Raw genomic sequence first — 25724 nt, 5'->3', positions numbered from 1 at the left:
GGACCCGGGCGCCGTGAGTGCCGCGCCAGGTGATGCTGGGGGGAAGCACGGGCAGTGCCGATCGCACATAAAAAACGGGTATGCGATGTGGGAGCGCTCCCATGCGCCGATGACGGAAGGTTGCTGCCTCAAGGGGGTGGGTGTCAAGACTTGAAGACGCTTCCGTTGCGCGAGCGTGTCCGGCAAGTCACGAGACCGTGTCCCGCACAGGGCTTGCCAATTGGCGAACCCTCGGGGTCATTGACGGCCCATCATCGAATCGCCGCAGGTGAGAGGCTGTTCGCGAGGAAGGGGAGGCGTCATCGCTCAGAACACGCCATCCCTCATCCGGTCTTACCCCGTGGCCGGTTCTTTACCCGGCCCTCGAGAAACGGGCCCGCCGGAAAGTGAACAGGGACCCCGCCCGAAACGATCTCGGCCGGTCGACTGTGGCTCGATCGTGTTCTTTCCTCGAAGGCCGCCCGGCGAGCACGCCGTCGGCCGAAGCGCCGGAACCCTTCCGGTCATGACGCCCTCACCGGCTTCGGCCGGTGAGCCCCAGCCGCCGACGATCCGCCCGACGGCCCGCCGGGAGCCACGAACCCACCCCCGGCCGCCGGGTCTTCGGCATGCCCCGCTCCGGCCTCACTGCTAGCTTCACCTTTATGCCACTTTCAGCCATTTTCATCAGTTCTGAGACCTGAAGAGCGTGGGTGTCATCCGGGACCACCCCGAACTCGCCCTGTTCCTCTGCCTCGCCGTCGGCTACCTGGTGGGGAAGGTCCGCGTCGGGCCGATCACCCTCGGCGGCATCTGCGGCACCCTGATCGTCTCGCTCCTCCTCGGGACCCGGCACGTCAGCGTGAACGAGGACGTCAAGACGGTCTTCTTCGCCCTCTTCATCTTCTCGCTGGGCTATATGGCGGGGCCGCAGTTCTTCGCCAACCTCAACCGGCGCAGTCTCCGTTTCTTCGCCCTCTGCCTGATCGAACTGGTCTGCGTCCTCGGCATCGCCTACGGACTCGCCCAGGCCTTCGACTTGGACGTGGGCACCGCCGCCGGCATCCTCGCCGGAGCCGCCACGGAGTCGGCGGTCGTCGGGACGGCCACCGAGTCCATCGGCAAGCTCGACAACCTCACAGCCGACCAGATCAGCCAGTACCAAGGGCACGTCGCCACCGCCTACACGGTCTGCTACCTCTTCGGTCTGATCACCATCGTGCTGCTGACCAGCCAGATCATGCCGATGCTGCTGCGCATCAACCTGGCGGACGCCTCCCGCGAACTCTGGGACCGGATGCGCGGCGGCTCGGCCGGGCTGGAGTCCGACGAACGGGAGGCACTGCCCGGTACGGTCGGCCGGACGTACCTGGTGACGCTTGCCGACGGGCGCACCGTGGGAGAGCTGGAACAGGCGCTCGGCGGCCGGATCACGGTCGAAGGCGTCAAGCGGGGCAGCAAGCTCATCGCCCCCTCCCCCGGGCTCGAACTCACCCTGAGCGACCTGGTCCAGGTGGTGGGGCGCCGGGCGGCCATCATCGAGGCGGGCCGCGAGATCGGGCCCGAGACGCCCTCCATCCCCGGCCTCGACACCCCCCTGGCCACCAGCCAGGTCGCCGTGACGGAGAAGGCGACGCACGGCTCGACCATCGACGCGATGGAGCGGGCGCATCCCGAGTTCCTCAAGGACGGGGTCTACATCACCGAGGTCGTCCGCAACGACCAGCGCCTTCCGGCCAGTGGGGAGACCACTCTCTACCGTGGTGACGTGCTGACCCTGGTGGGCGCGCGCAACGGTCTGGCCAGACTGGTCGGGAAGATCGGAGCGGTGGTCAAGAACGACGCCACCGACTTCATCTACCTGGGGCTCGGCATCGTGGCCGGTTCTCTGCTCGGCCAGATCGTGGTCTACGCCGGGGACATCCCCCTGTCCCTCGGCACCGGCGGCGGCTGCCTGATCTCGGGGCTGCTCTTCGGCTGGTTCCGTTCCCGCAAGCAGACCTTCGGCGCGTTTCCCCCGCAGGCGGCTTCGACCCTGAAGGACATGGGACTCGCCGTCTTCATCGCCTGCACGGGGCTGGCCGCCGGCCCTCAGGCCTGGCCGCTGCTGAAGGAGTACGGAGCGCTGCTGCCGTTCGCCGGGATCGCGATGGTCCTGGTACCGGCGACGCTCTCGCTGGTCGTCGGGCGCAGGCTGCTGAAGATCGAGAAGCCGCTGCTGATCGGCGCCATCGCCGGACAGCAGTGCTCGACTCCCGCGATCACCGCCGTCACCCAGGTGGCGCAGAGCTCGGTGCCGCTGCTGGGCTACACGATCACCTACACCCTCTCCAACTTCCTGCTGCCGCTGACCGGACCGGTCCTCGTCGGAGTCCTGGGGGCCTGAATGATCGACTTCCTGAACCGGAACGTCTTCCAGCCCCATCCCGAGCTGCTGGTCTTCCTGGTGGTCGCGCTCGGCTTCCTGCTGGGGAAAGTCCGCTACCGCACCATCGCCCTGGGCGCGGTGACGGGATGCCTGGTGGCCGGGCTGGTGCTCGGCGCCCAGTTCGGGGTCCAGATCGACGACACGGTGAAGAACCTCTTCTTCATCATGTTCCTGTTCGCCCTCGGTTACCGGGTCGGTCCGCAGTTCTTCCGCGGGCTGCGCAAGGACGGCCTGCCCCAGGTGCTCAACGCGGTCGTGGTCTGTGTGTCCGGGCTGCTGATCTCGTGGCTGTTCGCCGGTCTGCTGGGGTACGGCCCCGGGCTCGGCGCCGGACTGATGAGCGGCGCCCTCACCCAGTCGGCGGCCATCGGCGTCGCGCAGGACGCGATCGGCTCCCTGCCGGATCTCTCCTCCGCCCAGGTGAAGTCCGAGGAGAACCTGGTCGCCGTCGGGTACGCGGTGACGTACCCGCTCGGCACGATCCTCTGCGCGATGCTGCTGGCCAACGTGCTGCCCCGGCTCTACCACCGCGACCTGGCGAAGGAGAGCGCCGTCCTCGCCGCCGAGCTCGACGCCCCCGACGACGATCCGGACGAGGGCGAGGGCTACTACGAGGTGGTGCTGCGCGCGTACCGGGTGGAGCGCCCCGACCTCGTCGGCCGGAGCGTCGAGGACTTCGAACGGCAGCAGCAGGGCATCGGACGCCGGATCTACCTCACCGCCGTCCGGCGCGGAGGCACCGTGCTGGAGCACTCGCAGTCCCGGACCCTGGAAGCCGGCGACACCGTCGCCGTCAGCGCGCTCCGCCACGACCTGGTCGACTTCGACGCCCGTACCCACATCGGCCCGGAGGCCGACGACGTGGAGCTGCTCGGCTACCGAACCGAGACACTGCACGTCGTCGCGTCGGAGAAGGCGCAGCTCGGCCGCACCGTCGAGGAACTGCGCCGGGAGCCCTTCATGGTGGGCGTGTACATCGACCGTCTCTACCGGGCGGGTTCGGAGTTCCCCTACCGGCTGTCCACCGAGGTGGAGCGCGGCGACACCCTGGTCCTGACCGGTCCGGAGCGGCTGGTCGGGCCTGCCGGGAAGGCCCTCGGCAAACCGGTGCCGACCAGCTTCGCCACGGACATGATCTGGGTGGGCCTGGGCATCTTCCTCGGCGGCTGCCTGGGCATCCCGGCGCTGACCGCCGGCGGGGTGCCGATCTCGCTCTCGACCTCGGGCGGCGGGCTCATCATGGGGCTGGTCTTCGGCTGGATCCGCGGCAAGTACCCGACGTACGGGAACGTCCCGCCGGGCGCCCAGTGGTTCATGGACACCCTGGGCCTGTGCGTGTTCGTCGCGGTGGTCGGTATCAACGCGGGGCCGAGCTTCACCAGCGGTCTCTCCGACGCCGGCTGGGGCCTGCTGCTCCTCGGTGCCGTCGCCACCGTGGTGCCGCTGATCGTGGGCTTTCTGTTCGGCCACTACGTCCAGCGCATCAAGTTCCCCGTCCTGATGGGCGTACTGGCCGGTGGCCAGACCACGACGGCGGCGATCGGCGCGGTCAACGAGACGTCCAAGTCCCAGATTCCCACCCTCGGTTACACGATCCCGTACGCCGTCGGAAACGTCCTGCTGACCGTCTGGGGCGCCGTGATCGTCCTCCTCAACCACTGAACCCGGAAAGGGACACCGCCATGCCCAGGACCAGCTTCAGCCGGGAAGAGATCCGGTCGTTCGCCCAGCTCAGCCCGTTCGAGCTGAAGGACGAGTTCATCAGCATCGCCCAGAGGGCCCAGAGCGACGAGCCGGGCCAGAAGGGCCGGACGACGCGGGCGATGCTCAACGCGGGCCGGGGCAACCCGAACTGGGTGGCGACCGGCCCCCGTGAGGCGTACCACGCGCTCGGCTACTTCGCGCTCTCGGAGTGCAAGCGCGTCTGGACGGCGGACAATCTCGGCGGGATGCCCGAGGAGAAGGGGTGTGCCGAGCGCTTCGCCTCCTTCGCGCGGGCCCATCCGGACCTGCCGGGGATGGAGCTGCTGCAGGCGTCGTTCGATCTGGCGGTGAAGCGGTTCGGCTTTGAACCGGACGCGTTCGTCCACGAGATGACGGACTCGTCGATCGGGGACAACTACCCGGTGCCGGACCGGATCCTGCACCACACCGAGAGAATCGTGCGGGCGTACGTGGCGGACGAGATGTTCGACCACCGGCCGCCCGAGAACCAGAATCTGAGCCTGTTCGCCACCGAGGGCGGTACGGCGGCGATGTGCTACATCTTCGACTCGCTGATGAAGAACGGCATTCTGGCGAAGGGGGACCGGATCGCCCTGATGGTGCCGGTGTTCACGCCCTACCTGGAGATTCCGGAGCTCGACACGTACGAGTTCGACGTGGTGCGGGTGGAGGCGAGCCTCTTCACCGAGACGGGCGTGCGGCAGTGGCGGTATCCGGAGGAAGAGGTCGCCAAGCTGGCCGACCCCTCCGTCAAACTGGTCTGCTGCGTCAATCCGAGCAACCCGCCCTCACTGGCCCTCTCCCAGCGGGTCGCCGACCAGATCGTATCGATCGTGGCGGACTCGAACCCGGGCCTGATCGTGGTGACCGACGACGTCTACGGGACGTTCGTGGAGGGCTTCCGCTCACTGGCCGCCGATCTCCCGCGCAACACCCTGCTGGTGTACTCGTACTCCAAGCACTACGGCGCGACGGGCTGGCGGCTCGGGGTGATCGGTCTGCACGACGACAACGTGATCGACGAGATGCTCGCCGCGCACTCCCCGGAGTGGAAGGCGCGGCTCGGCCGGCGGTACGGGACGCTCTCGCTCGAACCGGAGAAGATCCGGTTCATCGACCGGCTGGTGGCGGACTCACGGCAGGTGGCGCTGAACCACACCGCCGGGCTCTCGCTGCCCCAGCAGGTGATGATGGTGCTGTTCTCACTCTTCGACATGCTGGAAGAGGGGCAGGCGTACAAGCACCGGATCCGGGCCATCGTCCGGCAGCGGCTCGAACTCCTCCTGGAGGGAGTGCACATGAAGGTCTCGGAGGACCCGAAGCGCGCGGCCTACTACATCGAGCTGGACCTGCTCGCGGAGGCCGAGCGGGTGCGCGGCAAGGCGTTCGCCGACTTCCTGGAGCAGAACTACGAGCCGGTCGACCCGCTGTTCCGCCTCGCCGAGCAGACCGGGGTGGTGCTGCTCAACGGGGGCGGCTTCGACGGCCCCGAGTGGTCGGTACGGGTCTCGCTCGCCAACCTGGACGATCTGGACTACCTCCGGATCGGCCACCATCTGCGGGTGATCTTCGACGAGTACGCGCGGGAGTGGCAGGAGAGCACGGGAGGCTGAGCCCCGCTCACGCGCCGCGCAGGAGCGCGAGGGTCGCCTCCAGGTCGGTCCTGGTCAGCCGTTCGGCCGCCGCCCCGTCCCCCTCGACGACCGCGCGGACGAGCGCGGCGTGGGTGTCCTCGCCGTGGCCGGGGTGCTCGGCGCGCAGATCGAGCAGGTCGACCAGGTCGATGAGCCCCTGGCGCAGCGCGGGGGCGAACTCGCCGAAGAGATCGGTGAGTACGGGGTTGTGGGCGGCGGCGACCACCGCGCGGTGGAGGGCGATGTCGGCGTCGACGAACTCCGCGTCGCCCCAGCCGCTCGCGGCCCGGCGGGCGGTCATGGCCGCGTCCAGGGCGGTGACGTCGTCCTCGGTGCGGCGTTCGGCGGCGAGCCGGGCGGCCTGCACCTCGATCAGCATGCGGACTTCGTAGATGTCGGTGACCGCCGCCCGGCGCAGCCGTGCGGGCCAGTCCTCGTGCGGGCGGTCGGCGACGACGAAGATGCCGGCGCCCTGGCGGGACTGGAGCATTCCGGTCGCGGCGAGGGTGCGGACCGCCTCGCGGACGGTGGAGCGGCCCACGCCGAGGGACTTGGCGAGGGTGGTCTCGCCGGGGATCTTCGTACCGACCGGCCAGGTGCCCCCGGTGATCTGCTCCCGCAGATGGGCGGTCGCCTGGTCGACGAGGGGGCTGGGACGGAGTGGGCCGAGGGAGGACACGCGCTTCACCTGTCGGGTTGTCTGAAGACTTGGAATGCGCCTACTGTACCGCCATGACGCTCAGCGGTCTCCTTCTTCTCGGCTGCCGCGGCGGGGCCTGAAGCGACCGGCACCCCGCCGCGGGGTGCCGCGCTGTGCCGGTCGCATCCGGCGACACGAGAAGGAACACCCGTCCTCATGCCTACGATGCACAGCTTCCCCACCCTCCGCACGCCGCGCGGCCCGGTGCCCGCCGGCTCCCCCGCCTGGAACCCGCAGCGCGCCAGCGACATGCCCTCGCACCGCTACCGCTCCGCCTTCGACCGGGTGCACATCCCTTCCCTGGAGCGCGGTTGGCCGGACGCGCGGATCGAGCGGGCGCCGCTGTGGGTGCCCGTCGACCTGCGCGACGGCAACCAGGCACTGGCCGAGCCGATGGACACCCCGCGCAAGCGCCGGATGTTCGACCTGCTGGTCACCATGGGGTTCAAGGAGATCGAGATCGGCTACCCGTCCGCCAGCCGGACGGACTTCGACTTCGTCCGGCACCTGGTGGAGAGCGACGCGATCCCCGGCGACGTGACCCCCGTCGTCTTCACCCCGGCCAAACCGGACCTGATCGCGCGGACCTTCGAGTCGGTGGCCGGGATGGACCGGGCGGTGGTCCACCTCTACATCCCGACCGCCCCCGTCTGGCGCGACGTGGTCCTCGGCCGGGACCGCGCGCAGGTGTGGGCGACCGTGCGGGAGGCGGCGGAGCTGATGGACCGGCTGGCCGGGCAGCACCCGGCGACGGACATCAGGTTCGAGTTCTCCCCCGAGGTCTTCGTCCTGACGGAGCCGGATTTCATTCTGGAGGTCTGCAACGGGCTGACGGCCCTCTGGGACGCGTCCCCGGACCGGCCGGTGATCCACAACCTGCCCGCCACGGTGGAGATCGCGACGCCCAACGTCTACGCCGACCAGATCGAGTACATGCACCGGTCCCTGGACCGCCGCGACGCGGTGATCCTCTCCGTCCACCCGCACCACGACCGGGGCACCGGGGTGGCCTGCGCCGAACTCGCCGTACTGGCGGGCGCCCAGCGGGTGGAGGGCTGCCTCTTCGGCAACGGTGAGCGCACCGGCAACGTCGACCTGGTGAACCTGGCGCTGAACCTGCACGCCCAGGGGGTCGACCCGATGGTGGACTTCTCGGACATCGACGAGATCCGCCGCACGGTCGAGCACTGCAACCGGCTGGCGGTGCCGCCGCGCCACCCGTACGCGGGCGACCTCGTGTACACCGCCTTCTCCGGCACCCACCAGGACGCCATCAGCAAGGGGTTCGCGCACCACGGGCGGACCGCCTCGCCGACCTGGGACGTGCCGTACCTGCCGATCGACCCGGCGGACGTGGGGCGCGGTTACGAGGCCGTCATCCGGGTCAACAGCCAGTCCGGCAAGGGCGGGATCGCCCACCTGCTGCGGAGCTCCCACGGCGTGGACCTGCCCGCCCGGATGCGGCCCGACTTCTCCCGTACGGTGCAGCGCTCGACCGACGACAGCGGCCTGGAAGCGACCGCGAAGGACCTCTGGGAGCTGTTCACCGCGACCTATCTGACGCCGGGCCAGGACGGGACGGTGGCGCTGGAGGCGTGGACCGCCGACGTCACCGCCGACGGGGAGCACCGGTTCGTGTGCACCCTGCGCGCCGAGGGCCGCGGCGGGGACGTGACCGGTGACTACGAAGGCACCGGCAACGGGCCGCTGTCCGCGTTCGTCCGCGCGCTGGCGGGCGCCGGCCACGAGGTGGAGATCCTGGACTTCACCCAGCACGCGACGACCGGCGGGCAGGACAGCCCGGCGATGGCGTACGCCGAATGCCGGGTCGGCGGCCGGGTGGTCTGGGGCGCGGGCCGGGACACCTCGGTGCTGACCGCCTCGGTGCTGGCGGTGCTCTCGGCGGTGAACCGGGCGGGGTGAGCGAGCACCGCCCCCCGTAGGGGAGTTCGCCTCGGGCGAGGGCCGGCTCCCCTACGGGGCGGGAGGTGGACGCCGTTCCGTATCTCAGGTGCGGCACGTGTCCGGACCGTGCGACCCTGCCGCCCATGACTGAGCGGAAAGCGACGGACGACAGGGCGGACGAGGGCGGGGCGGCGGTCGGACCCGGCGGACGCAGGCAGGTCTTCCTCGATCCCGCCGAGACCGACAACGGCTGGGCGTTCGTGGTGGTGGCGGCCGAGACGGGCGTCGTCTATCAGAACCAGTGCGGCGGTACCGCCTGCCTCCAGTTCACCCAGGAGGGCTATCTACTGCCCCTGTTCGGCACCGATGTGGCCAAGGACATCAGCGAGTTCTTCGTCGTCGAGTTCGAGGGCAGCGGGGCACGGGGGTGCGACTGGCCGCCGCACCTGCTCGACCGGCTGAGGACCGCGGTGTCCGAACTCCATGTGTACGGTTCGGCGAACCGGGACGACGTCTGGCCCGCCCCTCTGGTTCTCGACGAGTCCCGCCTCGCCGAGACGGACGAGGCCTGGGTTCCGGTCCTGACACCCGACGGGCCGGGGATCCTCGTCTGGTTGAACTCCGACTGAGGCCGTTCGTCCTCCGGCGGGCGGACGGCCGGAGCGTTGACCGGATCCCGGACTCGGGCAGCCCGGTCCCGTACCTCAGTCGAACGCGTTCGGCGGCGGTGCCGGGGACGCCTTCGCGTCCGCGTCGGTGACGACCGCGGCCCCGCCGGTGAAGTCGGCGAGCGCGCGGCCGTGTTCGACGCGGCCGGGGTGCGGGTCGGTGGCGACGCGCCGGGTGAGTTCGGCGACGGCGAGGGGGCGGTCGGAGGCGACGAGCACGGCGTTGCCGAAGCGGCGGCCGCGCCAGACCGTGGGGTCGGCGGCGAGGGCGAGTTCGGGGAAGTGCGCGGCGGCGGTGGCGATCTGGCCGCGGAGATGGGCGAGCGGCGGGCCGTCCGCGAGGTTGGCGACGTAACTGCCGCCGGGCTTCAGCGTCCGCCGCACCTCGGCGAGGAATTCGGTGGTCGTCAGGTGGGCGGGGGTCCGGGCTCCGCCGAACACGTCGGCGACGACGAGATCGGCCCAGCCGTCGGGTATCTTGCCGAGCCCCGCGCGGGCGTCCAGGGCACGGACGCGGACCCGGGCCTGCGGGTCGAGCGGCAGCTCCTGGCGTACGAACGCGACGAGCGCCGCGTCGATCTCGACGATCTGCTGGGTGGAGCGGGGCCGGGTGGCGGCGGTGTAGCGGGCGAGGGTGAAGGCCCCGCCGCCCAGGTGCAGGACGTGCAGCGGGGTGCCGGGGGGTGCGGCGAGGTCGATGGCGTGGCCGATCCTGCGCTGGTATTCGAAGGAGAGGTACGTCGGGTCGTCGAGGTCCACGTGGGACTGCGGGGCGCCGTCGAGCAGCAGGGTCCAGGCGTTCCGGCGCTCCTTGTCGGGGGCGAGTTCGGCCCGGCCGCCGTCGACGGTCGCGGTGCGGGCCTCCCGCCCCCCGCGCCCCGACCGGTCCCCGCGCCCCGACCGGTCCGCCCGCCCGGTCCGGTCCGCCGGGTCCGCCCGGTCGTTCCGGTCCGCCCGGTCGGCCCGCTTGCCGGGCTTGGCGTTGCCCGCTGCCCCTCCTCGACGTGCCACGTCCGTCCGCCCTCACCGCCCCCGCGTCGGGCCGGTTCCGCGTCCTGGTCGCGCGAGGCCGGCCGGGACGAGGAGAACGCCGGGGACAACCCCGCCCACCTGGACATTATGGGCTCAGCGGCAGTTGTCGGCCGCTTCGATCATGCGGGCCGCCTGGTCGAGCGCGGCCCGCAGCGCGGCGGGGTCGGTGACCGGGGCATCGTCGGCGGGCGGGAGCAGCCAGCCGGTTCCGGAGACGGGCGGCTCGTCGGGGAGGCGGAGCCCGCGGCCCTCGGTGCTCGTACACGCGCTGCCCGGGACGTCCCAGCCCTCGGCGGTGCCGGGCGGCACCAGGAATCCGACGGTGTCGCCGGCCCCGTCGTGGAGCACCGGTCCCACCACGAGCGGGCCGGCGCCCCGGCGCAGGATGTCGACGGCCTCCAGCCCCTGCCGGGCGGGGACGGTGACGAGGTCACACAGGTGTGCGGCGCACCCCTCGATCGGGTCCGATGTCGTGTGCGGCGGAACGGCCGGCCGTGCCCCCGCGTCCTTCGAGGTGGCCGCAGTGGTCCATGGGCCGGTCTCCGTGCCGAGGTGAAGCATGGGAACCCCTCCTGTCTTCGCCGAACGGAGCCACGCCCCGTCTCCGCATGGACCAACGCCCCGACGGCGTCAAGGGCTACGGTGCCGAGCCGCCGCAAAGGGTGGCAGTTCATGGCGGATCGCGGCCGAGTTGCCCCCGTTTGTCGGGAAACCCTGCGTGAACGACCCGTCACACCAGGTACGTTCTTGCTCCGCCGGGACACCTGAGGCATGCGCCCGGCTGCACCAGAGAGGGCCACGCCATGGTGTCGTCACGGGCCGTTCCCAACCTCGTCTTCCGCCAGTTGCGCGGACAGCGCTCGGCGGGAGAGTTCGCGGCGGCCGTCCGCAGGGCCGCCCGCGAGATCGGCGAGCAGGTCGCCTGCGACGCCCGCTACATCGGTCGCGTGGAGTCCGGCGAGATCCGGTGCCCGAACTACGCGTACGAACGGGTCTTCCTGCACATGTTCCCCGGCACCACGCTGGGGGACCTGGGCTTCTCGGACCGGGAGAGCGTGCGCGGACGTTCGGCGCGCACCCGTGGGCCGGCGGCCTGGAGATCCCTGACCGGGGATCTTGGTCCGGCCCTCTCCGTACCCAGCGACATCGAGGAGAGCGACGTGCTGCGTCGCGTGTTCATGACGAGCGGCACCACCAGTGTGGCGACCGCGTCGATCGGGCTCGGCGCCCACCGGGCCGCCGGTACCCCGATCGTGCTGCCCGCCCAGCGGCGGGCCGGCGAGGCCGAGGTGCGTTCCGTGGAGGAGGCGGTGCGCGAGATCCGCATCCTCGACGACCAGCACGGCGGCGACGGGCTCTACCGGCGTGCCGCCCAGCCGCTGCGGGCCGCGTACGCCCTGCTCGACTCCGGTACGCCCACCCGCCGCGCCACCGCCGACCGGCTGCACTCCGGGGCCGGTGAGCTGGCCCTCTCGGTGGGCTGGCTGGCCCACGACTCGGGGCGGTTCGACGACGCGCGCTCGTACTACGCGGAGGCGCTGGCCACCGCCCGGGTCGCGGGGGACGACGCGCTGGAGGCGCACGCCTTCTGCAACACGTCGTTCCTGGCCCGGGACGCCGGACGGCCGAGGGAGGCGGTCCGGGCGGCGGAGGCCGGTCAGCGGGCGGCCCGTTCGGTCGGCTCGCACCGGCTGCTGGCCCTGCTCGCCCTGCGCGAGGCGGGCGGCCGGGCCGGGCTCGGGGACCGTACGGGATGCGACCGGGCGATCGCACGGGCCCGGGCCGCCTTCGACCGGGGGCCCACCGACCGGGACCCGGAGTGGATGAGCTTCTTCCGCGAGGCGGAGATGCACCTGCTGGAGGCGCAGTGCTGGTCGGCGCTGGGCGACTGGCCCCGGGCGACCCGCCACGGCCGCCGGGCCACGGCGCTCCAGGACCCGCACTTCACCCGGAACCTCGCGCTCTACCGCGCGCAGCTGGCGGGCGACCTGGCGCGGGCCGGGGCGGCGGACGAGGCGGTCCGCTCCGCGCACCAGGTGCTGGACCTGCTGGACCGGGTCCGGTCCAGCAGGATCAGCGCGATGCTGACGGGGACGGTACGCGTCCTGGCGGCCGACCCCGGCGCGGCGGCGGTGGCGGGGCTGCTGGAGCGGCACCGGGCCGCGCAGCGGGGCTGAACCCACGACGCCCGCGGCGCCCGCGACGCCCGCGCGCCCGGCGGCACGGCTCAGCGTTCGAGGTGGCCGGTGTCGTTCCAGCGCTCGACGGCGGGCATTCCGTAGGCCCAGCCCAGCACCGACAGCGAGGTCGGCTCCAGCCGGACGCGGGCGCCGAACATCAGGTCCTCGCCCAGCCAGCGGGCGGCGATCGACCGCAGGATGTGGCCGTGGGCGAAGACGAGGACGTCGCGTTCGCCGGAGCGCACCCGCTCGACGATCCCGTCCGCGCGTGCCGTCATGTCGGCGGTGGACTCCCCGCCGGGAACCCCGTCGCGCCAGATCAGCCAGTCGGGCCGGTCCGCCTTGATCTGCGCCGGGGTGAGGCCCTCGTAGTCGCCGTAGTCCCACTCCATCAGCGCGTCCCAGGTCTCCGCCCGGTCCCCGAAGCCCGCCAGTTCGCAGGTCTCGGCGGCCCGGACCAGCGGGCTGGTGCGGATGTCCGTGTCCGGCAGCCCGGACCAGGGGGCGCGGTGCAGCCGCTCGCCCAGCAGCTTGGCACCCTCCCGCCCGGAGTCGAGCAGCGGGATGTCGGTCCTGCCGGTGTGATTGCCCTGGACCGACCACTGGGTCTGGCCGTGCCGGGCGAGCAGGATGCGCGGTGCCATGTGCGGGCTCTCCCTGAGAACTGGGGTACGGCGGTGGGGCTCCGGGACCTCGGTGTCCGGGCGCCCGGTCCGTGTCCGACGGACACGTCCGAGGAGGGACGCGCTCCGGCATCGGGGCTGCCCCAGGGGTGCCCGAGGGCGGTGCGTCCGTCCCTCTCCATCATCGCGCATCATCGCCCACGGGCATGAGGGCCGTCCTGCCGGGCACCCGTCCCCCACGGCCGGCAGGTGGACCGGGCAACCTCACGGCCCGTCCGCACGTCCCCCTCACCGCAGGACCCGGCCGGGGCGGGCCGGGAGCAGGGGGGCGCGAAAGGGACCCCCCGGGGGAAATCGCGACGGACGACCGCCGTACGGTTGAACGCCCGCCGTCGGACGCTTGAACAGGGGAGAGCCACCGGATGCCGCACGCCACACCCGCACGCGCCTCCGGACGCCCCCGTTGGTGGACGGAGCTGCCGCTCATAGCGGTGGTGTACGGGCTCTACTCGGCCGGGCGACTGCTCGCCCGCGGGAACATATCGACCGCCGTCGACCACGGCCTCGCGATACTCCGGCTGGAAAAAACGCTTCACCTGAACATCGAGCACCCGCTCAACCGGCTGCTCACCGCGCACTCCTCGGTGGGGATACCCGCCGACTTCGCGTACGCCTCTCTCCACTACCTCGTCACTCCGGCGCTGCTGCTGTGGATGTACCGGCGCCGCACCGCCGCCTACCGCGCGGTCCGCACCTGGCTGCTGACCTCCACCCTGATCGGCCTGGTCGGCTTCACGCTGATGCCGACCTGTCCGCCCCGCCTCCTCGACGCCGCGCACGGATTCGTCGACACCATGGCGCAGTACAGCTCCTACGGGTGGTGGGGCACCGAGGCGAGCGCCCCGCGCGGACTCGGCGGCATGACCAACCAGTACGCGGCGATGCCGAGCCTGCACGTGGGGTGGGCCCTGTGGTGCGGGGTGCTGCTGTGGCGGTACGGGCGGCATCCGCTGCTCCGCGTACTCGGCGTCCTCTACCCGCTGACCATCGTCTTCGTGGTCATGGGCACCGCCAACCACTACTTCCTCGACGCCGTGGCGGGCGCCGCGGTGATGGGCGCGGGCGCGCTGCTGACCCGCCCGGTGATGCGGGCCGCCGCCCCCGTATCGGCCCGGCTGCGGGCGCTCGTCCCCCGTCGGTACCCGTCGGGAGCGGGAGTTCCGGCGACGCCGTCCCCGATTGTCAGTGGCGGATGCGAGACTTCGGCGGGTGAGCGAATCCCCGGCCGGCGGACCCCCTCCGCACATTCCAGCGACGCGCCCCGCGCCCCCGGCAAGCCCGGCCGGACCGGTGCCGGCGACAGCGCTCCGGCAGCGGCTCGCTGAGCTGCGCGGACCGGCGGTCGTCCCGCATCCGCTGGACGCCCGCGCGCTGGCCGCCCTCGCCGCCAACCCCGGCTGCAAGCGGCGGGCGCTGCTCGACGGCGCCGGGGTCGACAAGACCGGGCTGGCCACCGCGCTCGGCTCCCCCTCCGGCTTCGGCCAGTCCCAGTTCGCGTTCATGCGCGGCAACGCCTTCGAGGCGCGGGTCAAGGCCGACGGCGGCACCGAGCTGCTGCGCCTGCTGCACGAGAGCCTCGGCGGTGGCGGCGAGCCGCCCGAGGGCGCCCGGGTCCCCGATCTGACGGCGGCCGGCCCCGAGGGCCGGACGGCCCGGACGGCGCTGGCCCTGCGCGAGGCGACCGCGGCCGGCGGCTGGAGTCTGCTGGACCATCCGATGCTGGCGCTGGAGGTGGCGGGCTCGCCCGCCTATCTGGAACCGGACGCAGTGGTGGTGCGTCCCGACGGCCGGTGGACGGTCATCGAGATCAAGTCGTTCCCGATGATCGACGGCTTCGCCGACGCGGCGAAGGTCGGTGCCGCCGCCCGGCAGTCGGCGGTCTACGTGCTGGCCCTGGAGGCGGTCGCCGCCCGCACCGAGGGCGCCGAGGTGGCGCACGACGTCCTCCTCGTCTGCCCCAAGGACTTCTCCAACCTGCCGGCCGGCTCCGTCGTGGACGTACGCAAGCAGCGCGCGGTGACGCGGCGCCAGCTGACCCGGCTCACCCGCATCGAGGAGATCGCGGCCCTGCTCCCCGAGGGCGTGAGCTTCGATCCGGGGTGCTCGGCCGAGGAGCTGACCGCCGCCGTGGAGGCGGTCCCGGCGGCGTACGCCCCCGAGTGCCTGGCCGCCTGCGAGCTCGCGTTCCACTGCCGGGCGAAGTCCCGGGCCCGGGGCGACGTGCGGACGCTGGGGCGTGGGGTGAGCGGTGAGCTCGGCGGACTGACCACGGTCCGCGCGGTGCTGGACGCGGCGGCGGGCAAGGAGGGCGACCCGGCGGACCCGGCCGTCGCCGCACTGCGCCGGGCTGCGGCCCTGCGCGCCGAGGCGCTGGAGGGCGCGGTGGCGCTGCCCGCCCGGGCTCCGGCGGACACGGCGGACCGGGAGGGCTCGGCGGCATGTCACTGATCAGCACCCTGGCGCGGCTGGAGGCGGTGGACAGCGGGCGGGCCCAGCCGCTGGCGACCGTACGCCACCGCCATCTGACCGACCGGCCGCTCGTGCTGGTGCCGCTGACCACGTCCGGCGAGGCGGGCGCCCCGCTGGGGGCGCTGGTGGGGACGGACCGGGAGGCGCCGAGGCTGCTGGCGGTGGCGCAGCCGCGCGACCGCGACCTGCGGTTCGCCTTCCTCGCGGAGCTGGCCGAGCTGGTGCTGCCGCACATCGAGGCGTACGCGGACGTGGTGGAGCCCTCCGAGCGGAGCGAGACCGACCCGGAGACCGGGAAGAAGGTCAAGGTCGAGGTCGAACTGTGCGTGGACGCGGCGCAGTTGATCGTGCCGAGCCGGGCCGGGATCGACCTGGTGCGGCTGCTGGGCCGGTCGATGCGGTTCCGGCGCACCGCCGAGGACGATCCGGACACCCCGTACCCGGCTCCGCCGCGGGTGCCGCTGCTCGGCCGCTGGCTGACGCACTACGCGGAGCGGGCCCGGGTGCCGGGTTCCTCGCTGCTGCTGGCCACCACGGATCTGCTGAACCGCCACTGGGCGACGGGGCAGAGCAGTGTGGAGGACCAGCATCTGGGGGCGCTGCTCGCCTGGATCGACCCGCCGGACGGCGGGTCGGGCGCCGAGGCGGCGCTCCGGGCGGAGCTGGAGCGGGACCGGGACGGCCAGTTGGTCTGCCCGCCCGCGGGTCCGGCCACGGACCCGGCGTTCGACAACCGGCTGCTGGCGCCCGCGATCGAGCGGTACGACCGGGCCCGCACCGCGCTCGCCGGGGTCGAGGACGGCCTGGAGGCGGACGTGCGGCTCGGGGAGCTGCACGCCGCCGAGCGGGAGATCCGTTCGCTGCTGGCCGGGGTGCTGCTGCCGACCTGGGACGCGGTGTGGCGTGGGCTCGACCGGCTGCGGGAGCTGCCGGAGGGGGCGAGGGCCGAGGAGCGCTGGACCGGTGACCGCTGGTCGTTCACCGGTCACCGGGACAAGGTGCGCGCGGGCGAGCCGCCGCAGCCGCGCCGGGACGACGCGGTGACGGCGGCCCGGAAGCTGTCCTCCCGGGAGACCGCGCAGGCGCGGCTCGACGCCCAGGAGGCGCTGGACGATCCGCTGGTGCTGGCCGGCCGGCGGCTGAACGGCGAGGCGTTCGTCGGCGAGGTGACGGGGGTCGAGATGGCGTACACGGAGTCGAAGCGCCCGTCCCCGCGTCCGCTGGTCACGGTCCGCACGGCCGAACGCCCGCAGCTGGGCGGGCGGACGAAGGTGTACCGCTCGCTGGACGGCAAACCGCAGTCGGCGGAGTTCGTCCGGTACGCGGGCCCCGGCACGGGCCCCGACGGCACCGAGGCCCCCGAGGACGGCTCGGAGGTGCTGCTGGTGCTGCGGGTCCTGGACCGGATGGGGCGCGGCAAGGAGCCGGCCCCCGGCTCGCTGCCCGAGCCGGGTGAGCGCACGGTGTGGACGCTCTTCGAGCACGACCAGCGCGGCGGCCCGGCGCTGCCGGACGCGGAGGAGACCCCGTGGACCCACGGCGGTCCGCCGGGTGCGGCCGCCGAACTGCCCGACGCCGTGACCCCGGAGGATGTGCTGTGACCGACGTACGGATGGCCGGGGAACCCGCCGCGACCGGGGCGTTCGACCCGGGCGCGGCATTCGACCCGGGCGCGGCATTCGATCCGGGCGCGGCATTCGATCCGGGCGCGGCGGCGGGCAGGGCCACCGACGCGATCCTCCACGACACCCTGCACGGTGACGCCCGGGGTGTCGTGGTCAACTCCCCGCCGGGCGCGGGCAAGTCCACCCTGGTGGTCCGCGCCGCGCTGGAACTCGCCGCCGCCGGGCGCCCCTTGATGGTGATCGCGCAGACCAACGCGCAGGTCGACGACCTGGTGGTGCGGCTCGCGGAGAAGGAACCGGGCCTGCCGGTGGGGCGGCTGCACAGCAGCGACTCCGACCCGTACGACAAGGTGCTGGACGGTCTGGAGAACGTACGCAAATCCGCGAAGGCAGCGGATCTGGCGGGGCTCGACGTGGTCCTCTCTACGGCCGCGAAGTGGGCGCACGTGAAGAACGTGGAGCCGTGGGAGCACGCGATCGTCGACGAGGCGTACCAGATGCGCTCGGACGCGCTGCTCGCCGTGGCCGGTCTCTTCCGGCGGGCGCTCTTCGTGGGCGACCCGGGGCAGTTGGACCCGTTCTCGATCGTGGGCGCGGACCAGTGGGCGGGGCTGAGCCACGACCCGTCGGCGAGCGCCGTCTCCACCCTGCTGGCGCACAACCCGCGGCTGCCGCAGCACCGGCTGCCGGTCTCCTGGCGGCTGCCCGCCTCGGCCGCGCCCCTGGTGTCGGACGCCTTCTACCCGTACACCCCCTTCCGCAGCGGTACGGGCCCCGGCGACCGGACGCTGGCGTTCTCCGAGGCGTCGGACGGCTCGGGGCCCGACCGGGTGCTGGACGTGGCGGCGGAGTCCGGCTGGGGGCTGCTGGAGCTGCCCGCCCGCCACACCCCGCGCACCGACCCGGAGGCGGTCCGCGCGGTGGCGCTGGTGGTCCGCAGGCTGCTGGACCGGGGCACCACCGCGACCAGCGAGCGCGCGGCGGACCCGGTGCCGGTGACGGCGGACCGGATCGCCGTCGGCACCGCCCACCGCGACCAGGCGGCGGCGGTGCGCGCGGCGCTCGCCGGGCTGGGGGTCACGGGCGTCGCGGTGGACACCGCGAACCGGCTCCAGGGGCGGGAGTTCGACGTCACGGTGGTGCTGCACCCGCTCTCCGGGCGGCCCGACGCCACCGCCTTCCACCTGGAGACGGGCCGGCTCTGCGTGCTGGCCTCCCGCCACCGGCACGCCTGCGTCGTGGTGTGCCGGGCGGGGGTGGCGGACCTGCTGGACGAGCATCCGTCGACGGAACCGGTGCAGCTCGGCGTGGAGGTGAAGTTCCCGGACGGCTGGGAGGCGATGCAGTCCACCTGGGAGCACTGGTCGAACCACCGGGTGTCCTGGGGCGGCTGACGGACCGGGCCGGGCCGGGCGATTCGAGTCGGCCCGAGCCGGTACGCCGTGGCCGTACGCCCGGGTCATTTCGCCTCGGTCGGCCCACCCCCGGCGATCCGCCTGGCTCGGCGTCGCTGCACGGCACAGGCGAGCTGCCACGCGGCGACCGCCAGCGCCAGCGACCAGAACGCGATGGACCACCCCGAATCGTCTCCGGCGCGGTACGAACGCACCGTGTCGCAGAAGACCACGAGGCATATCAGGAAGGTCAGCGGCGCGTACGCCGGCTGGAATCGTCTGGCCATGAGCGCATCTTCGTGAGCCCGGTTTCCTCCTGTCCACCGCGCCGGGATGAACTTTTCGGCTCCGTTTCCCATCCTCGTGTCCCCGTGCGCCCCTTCAGCCATGCCGGGTCCGGCATGGGGGCGTCACCGCCGCGGACCGCGGTCGCCGACCCCGGCCCGGCCCGACGGACAGGTCCAGGAAACCGGACCGCACCTGAACGCCCCCTGCACGTGGACGCGTTCAAGGACTTCGGCGACGGCGGGCCAGTCTTCGTGGTCCACGACCAGTCAGGGCGCGACCGGTTCGGCGAGTTCCCGGTCCGCGTCCCGCAACTCCTTCTGCCCGGGCCCCTCGTGGGCGATCCGGCGGTGGACACCGCGCCCCGACCGCCATCGGAGACACCGGAAGAACCTGGGAGAACACCCCCCTGCCCGCGAACCAACGGCGCATCGATGGGGTACGCCGGGGAGCGCGCGGGCCGAACGCTTCCGGACAGTGTTTTCCGGCCGGTCGGCCCGGACAGACTTGTTCGGGGCCACCGTGGCGGACACCCACGCCGAGCGACCCCGGGGTCACGGCTCCTGCCGGGCGCACCGGCATGCCCGCGGCCACGGAATCGTTCGGTGCACCGGGCACGTTCGCCCTCACGGGCGGGCCGGCGAGGACAGGGGCCGCACGGCCCGGGACACCGGACTTGCGCCGGGTTGGACAATGGAGGGTGGCCGTCCGGCCTTCCCGAAGGAGGAAAACGCACATGGCACAAGCCGACCGGAACGCGCAGCCGAGGCTGCGCCCCGCCCCGCTGCTCTTCGAACCCGCGGAGGCGGCGGCCGACCCCGACCACTTCTTCAACCTGGAGTCGATGGACGATCCGGCGGAGCTGCTGACCCGCGCGACCGAGCTGACGCACGCGTTCCGGGCCGCCACCGACCGGAGCATCGAGTTCCAGGCCGTCGCCGCAGCCCAGCTCGCCGACCCCCGCCGCTTCGACCGGCTGACGCCCGCCGACGTCGCGGAGCGCGCGGAGTGGACCGAGGACTACGCGGAGAAGATGATCGAGTTCGGCCGTTCACTGCTGAAGTCGCCCCGGCCCTGACAGGCCCTGAGAGCCGCACGACACCCGGTCACCCTGGTCACACGTGGCACGGACGGCACATGCGTCGCACGTGGCACGCGGCCCGGAGAAGTCCCCCGGCCCCCGCCCCCGGCACGGTCACTCCGGGTGCAGCTTCTGGCATATGCCCGCGGGCAAGATACCCGGCAAGATGACGTCCTGTCCTGGATTCGACGACTCTCGGCGGCAGTACCGTCACACCCGGTAGACCTGTCTCCATGACCGCATGGCTGGAAGACGAAACGTCCCTGCAGACCCGCGAACCGCGCTCCGGCGTCGGAACCCTCCCTCCGCTGCGGAGTCAGGCCTCGCACCAGCCTGCCGAGGTCACCTCCTCCGGGGCCGTCTGGCTCGCGAGCTCCACGGCGAACCCGCGCACCACGCTCGACCGCTGGCAGGCGAGCCCCGGGTCGCCGGGGGTCCTGCCCTGCGGCACCGCGTTCGACGTGGTGAGCGTCCCGTCCCTGTTCGGGCGGCGGATGCTGGAGCGGCTCTGGGCGGAGGGCCCCGGCTCCGGTCCGGTCGCCACCCACCGCGGCCGGACCCTGCTCTTCGCGGCGCCCGGCACCGCCCAGCGGCTCCCCTCGCTGCTGGCCTGGGAGGAGTGGGGTACGGGCGCCGCCCGCCCGGCGTCCGGTGCGCGCACCCTGCCCCCGGTGCTCTGCCACGGCACCGGCGACGCGGTGACCGTACCGCCGCTGACCTGCGACCCCACCGCTCCGGGGCCGCAGTGGGTGGTCGCCCCCGACACCCGCACCCCCTGGCTGCCCGGCCCCGACGTGCTGCGCTGGGCCTGCGTGCGGGCCGCCCGGAGCGCCGTCCCGCCGGTGTCCGATTACTCGATTTTTCCTCCGGCGGATCTGGATGCTAATGTCTACGACGTCAGCAGGCGCCGCTAGCTCAGTTGGTTAGAGCAGCTGACTCTTAATCAGCGGGTCCGGGGTTCGAGTCCCTGGCGGCGCACCGACGGAAGAAGCCCCTCGCGGAAGCGGGGGGCTTCTTCGTGTCCGGACCGGCCCGACGCCCGACGCGCGGCGCCCGGCCCCGGCTCAGGTGCCGGTGGTGATCCGTACCGTCCAGGAGCCGGACGGCGTCCTGTCGGCGACCTCGACGCGGATCCGCTCCCCCGGCACGCTGTACGTCTCCCCCACCGAGAGCGGGGCGTCCGCGAGCGGCGGGTAGACCGAGCGGTCCCAGCAGGCTTCCGTGTCCGGATGGGTGTCCAATACCTCCACCGGGCCGCCGCCGGAGGCCGTGGCGCTGCGCACCCGGTAGATCAGTACGCCCTCGGTGCAGGTCGCCCGGTCGTTCCCGGTGGCGCCGCGGGCCTCGACGGCGAGCGCGCTGTCCTCGCCGGTCCTGACGACGGCGAGCCGGGTGCCCATGGTGCCGCCGGGGACGGGGGCGGCGGCGACCGGTTCCAGGGTCACGTCCGCGCTGCCCTGGACGCAGACCACCTGCCGGTCGCCGAGCCAGCCGAGCTTCCACTTGTGCCAGCCGAAGAGGTCCGGCGCCAGCCCGAACTGGCTGCCCATGACGTCCCAGTCGCCGACGTACGTGTCCCAGTCGCCCTTGCCGTCCGTGGGGCGGTGGTAGAGGTCGGCGAGGTCGAAGACGTGCCCGGTCTCGTGGGCGAGGACGTTGCGGTCGGGCGGGTGCTGTTCGAAGACGGTGACGACCCGCTTGATGTCCTTGCCGTCGGCGGTGATCGGCCGGTCGAAGTTGACGACCTTGGTGGCGTCGGAGTCGACGCCGGGCGCGTCGGGGTCGGCGACCAGGTAGACGATGTCGTACGCGGAGAAGTCGGTCTCCGGGTCCGCCGCCCGGATCGCGTCGCGCAGATAGGCGGTCCGGCGGCCGGAGTCCCAGTCCCGCTCTATGCCGTACCAGGTGGACGGGTGCGGCATCCGCACCCAGCGCTTCTGCGGGTGCGCGCTCAGGGTGAAGGCGCCATAGCTGGCCTTCTCGAAGAAGGCGGTCGTGGAGGGGAAGTAGTCGGCGGTGAGCACGTCCGGCGTGACGACCGGGTCGGCGTCGGGGAAGGACAGGAAGATCATGACCGCGTCGAGGTGCCGGGCGGGGCGGGGGTAGGCGCCGTTCCAGCTGTCCAGCCCCAGCGAGTGGTGGGCCGGTGTCCGGGGCAGCGCGCACGGTTTCACGCCCGCGTAGGCGGCGGCCGCGGGGCCGGCGACGAGTGACATGGCGGCCAGCGCCATGAGCGCGGTCAGCGCCGCCGCCACTCCGCGCGGACTCGGCTTCTCCACCCCCCCGGGTCCGTGCTGACGCGGCACATCTACCTCCGGGTGGGATGCGGAACACCTCGCTCCACCCTGTGCCCGATCACCGCACCCCGCCCGCTGGGCTGCCCCACACGGGTCAGGGGCCACCCGGCCCGCCGCGGGAGCCCGTGCCGGCCCGCCGGGGCGGCGCACCCGGCACCCCTTCTCCGGCGGGCCGCGATCACGTAACGTCACATACGGTCATTCACTCCTCGGAATCCGACAGCGAGAAGTCGCCTGGGAACACAGGCGCACAGAAGGGAACAGTGGCGGGCAAAACGGGAGGCCGTGCGGAGCGATGCCGGAACCTTGCGGAGGACGGTCACTGGGCGCGTACGCGTCAGCCGGGGCCGGACCGGCGGGCGGCGGCGGGCGGGCCGGGCTGGAAGCGCCGACACCCCACCCTCTATGCTTCCTCACGTTTTCCCGCGTGGTTCGCGCCCCGGCCCGGTGCGCCCACCCGGTGGGCCCGTCCAGCCACACCTGTTCACGACAATCTGCACAGCGGGAGCGAGCGGTGAGCGGAACCTCCGAAGGGCACAGGCCCCCGGCAGGCACATCCCCCGGCGCACCCCCGGTGGCGGACACGGAGCGTCACCACGCGGAAACCGCGTTGCTCGCCTACCGGTCCGCCTTCCGCAGCGCCACGTTCGCCATGGCCGTGGTGGACGGCGCCGGGGCGGTCGTGCACGCCAACGAGGCGCTCGCCCGGATGACCGGAACCACCGCCGCCGACCTCGCCGGACGGCCCGTCGCCGCCCTCGTCGGCCTCACCCCCGACGACCACGCCTGGCGCTCCTACCGTGAGGTGTTGCGCGGACGGCGCTCCCGGTTCCGCTGCACCCGCCGGCTCAAGCACCGGGACGGCCGGCCGCTCTGGGCCGAGATCACCGTCGTACCGATGGCCGATCCCACGGCGGGTGACCCGGGCCGGGCGCTGCTGACGGTGGCCGACATCAGCGACCGGCACGAGCTCCAGCAGCGGCTGCGCCACCTCCAGATGCACGACGCGGTGACCCGGCTGCCCAACCGCACCCTCTTCTTCGAGCGGCTCTCGGCGGCGCTGGAGCTGTCGCCGTTCCAGGACAGCTCGCTGCTGCCTCGCCCGGGCCGGATCGGGCTCTGCTACCTGGACCTGGACGGCTTCAAGGCCGTCAACGACACCCTGGGGCACCGGGCCGGCGACCGGCTGCTCGCCGCCGTGGCGGGACGGCTGAGCGACGTCGCGGGGCGCGACCCGTACCACCGCGACGGCAGCCACTTCGTGGCGCGGCTCGGGGGCGACGAGTTCGCCGTGCTGGTCGAGGAGTCGCAGGGCACCCAGCAGCTGCTGGACCTGGCGGACGCGCTGCTCACGGCGGTGCAGCAGCCGTTCGACCTGGCGGGGCAGCGGCTCTCGGTCTCCGCCTCGATCGGGGTGGTGGAACGCGCCTCGGCCGGCACCTCCCCCACCGGGCTGATGCAGGCCGCCGACACCACGCTCTACTGGGCGAAGGCGGACGGCAAGGCCCGCTGGACCCTCTTCGACTCCGAGCGCAACGCCCACCGGATGACCCGGCAGGCGCTCTCCTCGACGCTGCGGCCGGCCGTCGACCGCGGCGAGTTCGCCCTGGAGTACCAGCCGCTGGTCGGCATGGCCGACGGGGTGGTGCGGGGCGTCGAGGCGCTGGTGCGGTGGAACCACCCGCAGTTCGGGGTGCTCGGACCGAACCGCTTCGTCGCCATCGCCGAGGAGGACGGTTCGATCGTGCGGCTGGGCCGCTGGGTGCTGCGTACGGCCTGCCGCCAGGCCCGCCGCTGGCAGCTGGACCATCCGGACGGGCCGGCGCTGTTCGTCAGCGTCAACGTCGCCGTACGGCAGGTCTGGGACACCGACCTGGTCGCGGAGGTCCGGGACGTCCTCGCCGAGACCGGTCTCGATCCCGGGCTGCTGCAACTGGAGCTGACGGAGTCGGCCGTCATGGGCTCGGCGGGCCGCCCGCTGCGGGCGCTGCAGGCGCTGAGCGACATGGGCGTACGGATCGCCATCGACGACTTCGGCACCGGCTACTCCAACCTCGCCTACCTCAGCCGGCTCCCCGTCTCCGTGCTCAAGCTGGACGGCTCCTTCGTGCGCGGCTTCCGGTACGACGACGGCGGCAGGCACCCGAGCCCGGCCGACGAGACCATCGTGGAGGCGCTGGTGGAGCTGGCGCACCGGCTGGGGCTGACGGTGACGGCGGAGTGCGTGGAGACGGCGGAGCAGGCCGAGCGGCTGCGCCGGATCGGCTGCGACACCGGGCAGGGCTGGCTGTACTCGCGGGCGGTCACGCCGGAACGGATCGCCGAGCTGATCGCCGCGGGCGGGGTGGCCGCGTCCGGGGCCCCTTGATCACGGGGCCCCGGAAACCGCCTAGAGCGTGGGCAGGCCGTACGCGTCGGCGATGAGCTCGTAGCTGCGCAGCCGGGCCTCGCCGCCGTGCGCGTTGGCGGTGATCATCAGCTCGTCGGCGCCGGTCCGCTTGGCCAGGTCGTCCAGGCCCGCGCGGACCTGCTCGGACGTGCCGTACACGATGTTGCCGAGCCACTCGTCCACGAAGTCGCGCTCCAGCGGGCCGAAGGTGTGCGCCTCGGCCTCCTCCGGGGTGGGCACCAGGCCCGGACGGCCGGTGCGCAGCCGCAGCATGCTGAGCGCCCCGGTGAGCACCTGGCGGTGCGCCTCGGCCTCGCTCTCGGCGGCGAGCGCGGCGGCACCGATCAGGGCGTACGGGGCGTCGAGCACGGCGGACGGCCGGAAGGACTCCCGGTACAGGTCCAGCGCCGGAATGGTGTTCCGGGCCGAGAAGTGGTGCGCGAAGGCGAAGGGCAGCCCGAGCATGCCGGCCAGCCGGGCGGAGAAGCCGGAGGAGCCGAGGAGCCAGATCGGCGGGCGGGCCGGGGACTGCACCCCGCCGTCGGAGGTGGCCTGCACGGGCCCCGGGACGGCGTGGATGCGGGAGTAGGGGTGGCCGTCCGGGAAGTCGTCGTCCAGGAAGCGGGTCAGCTCGGCGAGCTGCTGCGGGAAGTCGTCGGCACCCTCGTTGAGGCGGTCGCTCCGGCGCAGCGCGGCGGCCGTGGCGCCGTCCGTGCCGGGGGCGCGGCCGAGGCCGAGGTCGACCCGGCCGGGGGCCAGCGCCTCCAGGGTGCCGAACTGCTCGGCGATGACGAGCGGGGCGTGGTTGGGCAGCATCACGCCGCCCGAACCGAGCCGGATGCGGTCGGTGTGGGCGGCGAGGTGGGCCAGGATGACGGCCGGGGAGGACGAGGCGACGCCGGGCATGGAGTGGTGCTCGGCGACCCAGAAGCGGTGGAATCCGCGCCGCTCGGCCAGCTTCGCGATGTCCACGCTGGTGCGGAGCGCCTCGCTCGCGGTGCGGCCCTTGCCCACGGTCACCAGGTCGAGCACGGACAGCGGCACGGGGGCGGTGCCGCCCGCCGTGCCCCTGACGGTGTCGGTCCGGCCGTCGGCGGCTCCGTCTGCGGCGCCCTCGCCGTCGTTCCGGATCTCGTCGCCTCGGTTCTCGTCCACGTGTCGCTCTCCCGGTGCCACTGGTCATACGTATGCGTATCGAACCCCTGCAACAGGAGGGCGGCTCCGCTTATTCCGGGCGGAGGCCGCCCGGA

General features: G+C 72.9%; 20 protein-coding genes and 1 tRNA gene. 14 read left to right on the top strand and 7 right to left on the bottom strand.

Going from position 1 to position 25724, the window contains the following annotated elements; translation table 11 throughout:
• The first annotated feature begins 688 nt into the window (after positions 1 to 688).
• From aspT (ACWCWD_RS19165) to ACWCWD_RS19155, 3 genes are read left to right on the top strand one after another with little or no spacing between them, the layout of a single operon-like run.
• A complete protein-coding gene (aspT, locus tag ACWCWD_RS19165) occupies positions 689 to 2365 on the top strand; it encodes an aspartate-alanine antiporter (protein ID WP_450773971.1) in 1677 nt (558 codons plus the stop codon).
• A complete protein-coding gene (gene aspT / locus ACWCWD_RS19160) occupies positions 2366 to 4069 on the top strand; it encodes an aspartate-alanine antiporter (protein ID WP_450773970.1) in 1704 nt (567 codons plus the stop codon).
• Between the two features lie 20 nt (positions 4070 to 4089).
• Positions 4090 to 5745 (top strand): bifunctional aspartate transaminase/aspartate 4-decarboxylase, encoded by a 1656-nt coding sequence (locus tag ACWCWD_RS19155; RefSeq protein ID WP_450773969.1) that lies wholly within the window; start codon positions 4090 to 4092, stop codon positions 5743 to 5745.
• A gap of 7 nt (positions 5746 to 5752) precedes the next feature.
• Here ACWCWD_RS19155 and ACWCWD_RS19150 read toward each other — a convergent pair whose 3' ends face one another.
• Positions 5753 to 6445, bottom strand: coding sequence for a FadR/GntR family transcriptional regulator (locus ACWCWD_RS19150; RefSeq protein ID WP_450773968.1), 693 nt, complete (start codon positions 6443 to 6445; stop codon positions 5753 to 5755).
• Between the two features lie 186 nt (positions 6446 to 6631).
• Here ACWCWD_RS19150 and ACWCWD_RS19145 point away from each other — a divergent pair, with 186 nt between their 5' ends.
• Both ACWCWD_RS19145 and ACWCWD_RS19140 read left to right on the top strand, forming a co-directional pair.
• Positions 6632 to 8389, top strand: a complete 1758-nt coding sequence (locus tag ACWCWD_RS19145; protein WP_450774022.1) for a 2-isopropylmalate synthase — start codon at positions 6632 to 6634, stop codon at positions 8387 to 8389.
• 125 nt (positions 8390 to 8514) lie between these two features.
• Complete coding sequence (locus tag ACWCWD_RS19140; protein WP_450773967.1) at positions 8515 to 9000, top strand: DUF6210 family protein; 486 nt, start codon at positions 8515 to 8517, stop codon at positions 8998 to 9000.
• Positions 9001 to 9075: 75 nt separating this feature from the next.
• Here the strand turns inward: ACWCWD_RS19140 and ACWCWD_RS19135 are convergent, their stop codons facing one another.
• Both ACWCWD_RS19135 and ACWCWD_RS19130 read right to left on the bottom strand, forming a co-directional pair.
• The gene (locus tag ACWCWD_RS19135; protein WP_450773966.1) at positions 9076 to 10050 is read right to left on the bottom strand and encodes a spermidine synthase; all 975 of its coding nucleotides are present in this window, start codon (positions 10048 to 10050) and stop codon (positions 9076 to 9078) included.
• 114 nt (positions 10051 to 10164) lie between these two features.
• Positions 10165 to 10632: a hypothetical protein gene (locus tag ACWCWD_RS19130; protein ID WP_450773965.1), complete on the bottom strand. Its 468-nt coding sequence runs from the start codon at positions 10630 to 10632 to the stop codon at positions 10165 to 10167.
• 242 nt (positions 10633 to 10874) lie between these two features.
• On the opposite strand from ACWCWD_RS19130, the gene ACWCWD_RS19125 reads away from it, so the two are divergent.
• Complete coding sequence (locus tag ACWCWD_RS19125; protein WP_450773964.1) at positions 10875 to 12248, top strand: tetratricopeptide repeat protein; 1374 nt, start codon at positions 10875 to 10877, stop codon at positions 12246 to 12248.
• 50 nt (positions 12249 to 12298) lie between these two features.
• On the opposite strand, the gene ACWCWD_RS19120 is transcribed toward ACWCWD_RS19125, so the two are convergent.
• Positions 12299 to 12895 (bottom strand): histidine phosphatase family protein, encoded by a 597-nt coding sequence (locus ACWCWD_RS19120; RefSeq protein ID WP_450773963.1) that lies wholly within the window; start codon positions 12893 to 12895, stop codon positions 12299 to 12301.
• A gap of 401 nt (positions 12896 to 13296) precedes the next feature.
• On the opposite strand from ACWCWD_RS19120, the gene ACWCWD_RS19115 reads away from it, so the two are divergent.
• The 4 genes from ACWCWD_RS19115 to ACWCWD_RS19100 are packed head-to-tail and all read left to right on the top strand — an operon-like array spanning position 13297 to position 18422.
• A complete protein-coding gene (locus ACWCWD_RS19115) occupies positions 13297 to 14259 on the top strand; it encodes a phosphatase PAP2 family protein (RefSeq protein WP_450773962.1) in 963 nt (320 codons plus the stop codon).
• Positions 14144 to 15382 (top strand): hypothetical protein, encoded by a 1239-nt coding sequence (locus tag ACWCWD_RS19110; RefSeq protein ID WP_450773961.1) that lies wholly within the window; start codon positions 14144 to 14146, stop codon positions 15380 to 15382. Before ACWCWD_RS19115 ends, ACWCWD_RS19110 begins: the two co-directional genes overlap by 116 nt.
• The gene (locus tag ACWCWD_RS19105; protein WP_450773960.1) at positions 15373 to 17004 is read left to right on the top strand and encodes a hypothetical protein; all 1632 of its coding nucleotides are present in this window, start codon (positions 15373 to 15375) and stop codon (positions 17002 to 17004) included. Before ACWCWD_RS19110 ends, ACWCWD_RS19105 begins: the two co-directional genes overlap by 10 nt.
• Entirely contained in the window at positions 17001 to 18422 is a 1422-nt protein-coding gene (locus tag ACWCWD_RS19100; RefSeq protein ID WP_450773959.1) for an AAA domain-containing protein, read from the top strand. Before ACWCWD_RS19105 ends, ACWCWD_RS19100 begins: the two co-directional genes overlap by 4 nt.
• Before the next feature lie 65 nt (positions 18423 to 18487).
• Here the strand turns inward: ACWCWD_RS19100 and ACWCWD_RS19095 are convergent, their stop codons facing one another.
• Positions 18488 to 18709 (bottom strand): hypothetical protein, encoded by a 222-nt coding sequence (locus tag ACWCWD_RS19095; protein ID WP_450773958.1) that lies wholly within the window; start codon positions 18707 to 18709, stop codon positions 18488 to 18490.
• Positions 18710 to 19443: 734 nt separating this feature from the next.
• Here ACWCWD_RS19095 and ACWCWD_RS19090 point away from each other — a divergent pair.
• From ACWCWD_RS19090 to ACWCWD_RS19080, 3 genes are all read left to right on the top strand, one after another.
• Positions 19444 to 19785 carry a hypothetical protein gene (locus ACWCWD_RS19090; protein ID WP_327175960.1) on the top strand — a complete coding sequence of 114 codons (342 nt, stop codon included), beginning with the start codon at positions 19444 to 19446 and terminating at the stop codon, positions 19783 to 19785.
• Positions 19786 to 20021: 236 nt separating this feature from the next.
• The gene (locus ACWCWD_RS19085; RefSeq protein WP_450773957.1) at positions 20022 to 20702 is read left to right on the top strand and encodes a hypothetical protein; all 681 of its coding nucleotides are present in this window, start codon (positions 20022 to 20024) and stop codon (positions 20700 to 20702) included.
• Positions 20693 to 20766: transfer RNA gene (locus ACWCWD_RS19080), tRNA-Lys, on the top strand. The genes ACWCWD_RS19085 and ACWCWD_RS19080 overlap by 10 nt, the downstream gene beginning before the upstream one ends.
• A gap of 86 nt (positions 20767 to 20852) precedes the next feature.
• On the opposite strand, the gene ACWCWD_RS19075 is transcribed toward ACWCWD_RS19080, so the two are convergent.
• Positions 20853 to 22094 carry a M6 family metalloprotease domain-containing protein gene (locus ACWCWD_RS19075; RefSeq protein WP_450773956.1) on the bottom strand — a complete coding sequence of 414 codons (1242 nt, stop codon included), beginning with the start codon at positions 22092 to 22094 and terminating at the stop codon, positions 20853 to 20855.
• A 505-nt stretch (positions 22095 to 22599) separates the two neighbouring features.
• Between ACWCWD_RS19075 and ACWCWD_RS19070 the strand changes: the two genes are divergently transcribed.
• A complete protein-coding gene (locus tag ACWCWD_RS19070) occupies positions 22600 to 24453 on the top strand; it encodes a putative bifunctional diguanylate cyclase/phosphodiesterase (RefSeq protein ID WP_450773955.1) in 1854 nt (617 codons plus the stop codon).
• 21 nt (positions 24454 to 24474) lie between these two features.
• Here the strand turns inward: ACWCWD_RS19070 and ACWCWD_RS19065 are convergent, their stop codons facing one another.
• Positions 24475 to 25629, bottom strand: a complete 1155-nt coding sequence (locus tag ACWCWD_RS19065) for an LLM class flavin-dependent oxidoreductase (protein WP_450773954.1) — start codon at positions 25627 to 25629, stop codon at positions 24475 to 24477.
• Between the last annotated feature and the right edge of the window lie 95 nt (positions 25630 to 25724).

This window comes from Streptomyces sp. NPDC001493 (assembly GCF_053597235.1).
The sequence above is the reverse complement of the archived record's forward strand: the minus strand, read 5'-3'. Positions and strand labels throughout refer to the sequence as shown.